The organism is Bacteroidota bacterium (assembly GCA_018698135.1).
GTDB lineage: Bacteria > Bacteroidota > Bacteroidia > CAILMK01 > JAAYUY01 > JABINZ01.
This window is the reverse complement of sequence record JABINZ010000228.1, coordinates 1-2,837: the sequence shown is the minus strand read 5'-3', so window position 1 is coordinate 2,837 and position 2,837 is coordinate 1. Positions and strand designations below refer to the sequence as shown.

The 2,837-nt window shown below is 32.8% G+C and carries 3 protein-coding genes; all 3 read right to left on the bottom strand.

Going from position 1 to position 2,837, the window contains the following annotated elements; genetic code table 11:
• The coding region (locus HOG71_14400; GenBank protein MBT5992039.1) for a hypothetical protein at positions 1-996 on the bottom strand (996 nt) is incomplete at its 3' end.
• 56 nt (positions 997-1,052) lie between these two features.
• Positions 1,053-2,042 carry a WYL domain-containing transcriptional regulator gene (locus tag HOG71_14395; protein ID MBT5992038.1) on the bottom strand — a complete coding sequence of 330 codons (990 nt, stop codon included), beginning with the start codon at positions 2,040-2,042 and terminating at the stop codon, positions 1,053-1,055.
• 12 nt (positions 2,043-2,054) lie between these two features.
• Entirely contained in the window at positions 2,055-2,492 is a 438-nt protein-coding gene (locus tag HOG71_14390) for a hypothetical protein (GenBank protein MBT5992037.1), read from the bottom strand.
• Between the last annotated feature and the right edge of the window lie 345 nt (positions 2,493-2,837).

Genomic DNA, 2,837 nt, shown 5'->3' with positions numbered 1-2,837 from the left:
ATCCATGCGCTCAGAATCATTTAATGGGCTATTGGTAATTATCCGTCTCATAACATCCGGCATCAATCTGTAAGAATTGCCCCTGATCATCATGAAGCTGCTATCGGTTTTATCCACTAATCCATTGCTAATTAATCTGCCATCTGGATTGAGATATTTCCTGTTTAGATAATGCTCATGTTGATCATTGCTGATCATTTTTAATATAGTATCCGAATTTGATTCGTTGCCGTCCAGCTCTTGTTTCACGAGATAGACTAGAATTACTGTTTCATTTTCATCCAATTGGTATTCGTCCACCATCTCATTTAAAGGAAAGTTTTGTTTTGTAATTTTCAACCTGATATCTATCAGATTTTTATGATCAATTACCTGTATAAGATCCTGTGCAGTTTGGACCTCGATATTTGCATTTAATTGTCTATCCTCATAATCATGCCATGATAATTCCTCAAGCTTTTTTAAATAGACCATCCAATCATTCAGATATTCTTTATTATTGGAATATGGTGAGGTCCTGTCATGTTCAATATCATCAGTTTCATCGAGTAATGCTTTTACAAAATCCCGATGAAATACAACTCCGTTTTCAAGCAGTGAATGGGAAGAGAAAGAAATAACAGGAGATTGATCCTCGATATGTAGCTTCTTTCTCGCTGCATTTCTTAAGGTTCGTTTTTCAGTATAAATAACTTTCTTTTCTAATAATCCAATAATGATTGGAAGTTTATTGAGGCATGTGGATTTTGGCGGATAAACCATTTTCAGCAAATCAATTGCATCCCAATAATTGCAGGAATTCTCAATCATATCATACCAGGCACTGGCAATTACAGGTAACTCATCTTCGGTGAGGTTAAACCTGTCGAAATCCTTACAATGAAGCAAAGTGTCAACCAATTTTGATATTTTTTTAGATTCAATAATTGTATCCGGATTGCAGATGAATTCCCCTAATTCATAAAATATTTGATGTGGTAATTTATTATTATTCAAATTATGTCTCCTTGATTTCCCTCTATATTAAGAAACCAACAAGACATATCATGTCGTTATGAGTATAATTTTATTGTTTTTTCTAAATGATCGATTATCAATTTTCTCAATTTCAACGGTTTCAGTACTTTCACCTCCTCCTGCCAGCCACTGATCCAGGTGATTAACTCAGGACTTAAACCAACATTCATGGTTAGAATTAGACTGCCATCATCCTCCTGATTAAAACTTTGACTGGCATGCCACTGTCTACCTTCAAGATGGTGTTTGATGGATTTAGAAAATTGTAATTTTACTTCTTTCTGTTCACCGGGAAATAAACCAAATTTGCCCTGCCAGAATTCGTCTTCATTGAAGGTGTGATTTTGTCCCTGAGGTTTTTCTAAAATTTTGATCGATTGAATTCTCTGTACTGCCAGCATTATATAACTGTGATGCCGCTGAATATAGGCAATGGTGTAGAGACCACCATTATAATTAACTATTTTTACCGGCTCAATATTATAAGATTTCATAGAATCAGATGATGGTTTGAAATAAGAGACTTTACAAACTTTTCTCTCGATGATTGCTTTAATGATGTTTTCAATTATTTCATTGTACGGACTATAATCAAAAAGTCCAGCTGAATATTGTTCAAAATATGATTCTGCCAATCCTTTCCTGGAGTCAAGAAAGACATTGCTTGGGACAATCTGTTCGATTTTTGAAAATAGCGATTCGATATCCTCTTCTAAAACTGTATTCCGAAATATCTTTAGATTTTCTTTTAGTGTGTGTGCGGCCAGATATTCATTTATACCTATGGGGATTGGAATAAAGTTTTTAAATCGTGTATCAAGATACCAGATATTTTCATTACCTTGTAGCTTATCTGAATGGATGGGGATGCCAGCCTCGGAAAGAGCAATAAAATCCCGTTGTAATGTTCGACGCGATATTTTATTTTCGAATTTATCTAATAATGTAGTAGTAGAAAGTTTCTCGCCTAAAGAAAGGATCTGAAGAATTCTTAGAAGCCTATTGATTTGAGAATTAAATTGCATAATCTATAATTTTCAATCCAAAGACTCAAATATTTCATCAAGCTCCTTTTGGTATGATTTTCTATTTTTTTTGGCTAAATCAATTTCATCATTTTTAGTTTTATCAATGTCATCTTCAGCAATATTTTTTTTTATTAAATTCGATCTATAAATATCAGTTTCGAAATATTTTAGCTTCGAATCTGAGACTTTTAATAGAGTTGCTAAGGCATTTAATTTTATAGAATTATTCATATTTTCACTATTTTTTTTATCCTCTGCGTGCTGTGATGTTATAGTAAATAATATAGCTAATATTGCTAATAATGAAAATATTGAATTTGTGATACCGAATGAGTCACCAAATAATGCCCTACTTTCTAAACTTGGATAAAATAATCCCACTAGAATAGGAGTTAATATCTGTGCTATTATTGCTAAAACAGCAATTAACAATATGAGTCTTTTCAATTCATTCTCCTTTTACATTTATTGTAGCGTTGTGCGTCTTCAAAAACGATTGGACAAAACAGTCCATACTTAAAGAGAGTACTTCAGGCCTGATTGACATGGTTGATAACCTTCTTTTTTGAAGCATGAATATGCTTTTCACGTCTGTGTTTATTGAGAGATGTACTGTTATCAATCCCATAGTAATTCCGATGACCAATATAATTCTCGTGCATTGCACTTTTTGCACCTACAGTTTTCTACATCTTCAAGTATAGTTTTATTCAATCTACATTTACACTTATTGCAACAGAAACTACTTTCATACAATACTTTGTCAAATTGACTTATCTTGATGTAAAATCT

Coding starts and splice junctions, on each gene's coding strand:
- HOG71_14395 (MBT5992038.1), bottom strand. CDS start 2,042: ATGCAATTTAATTCTCAAATCAATAGGCTTCTAAGAATTCTTCAGATC.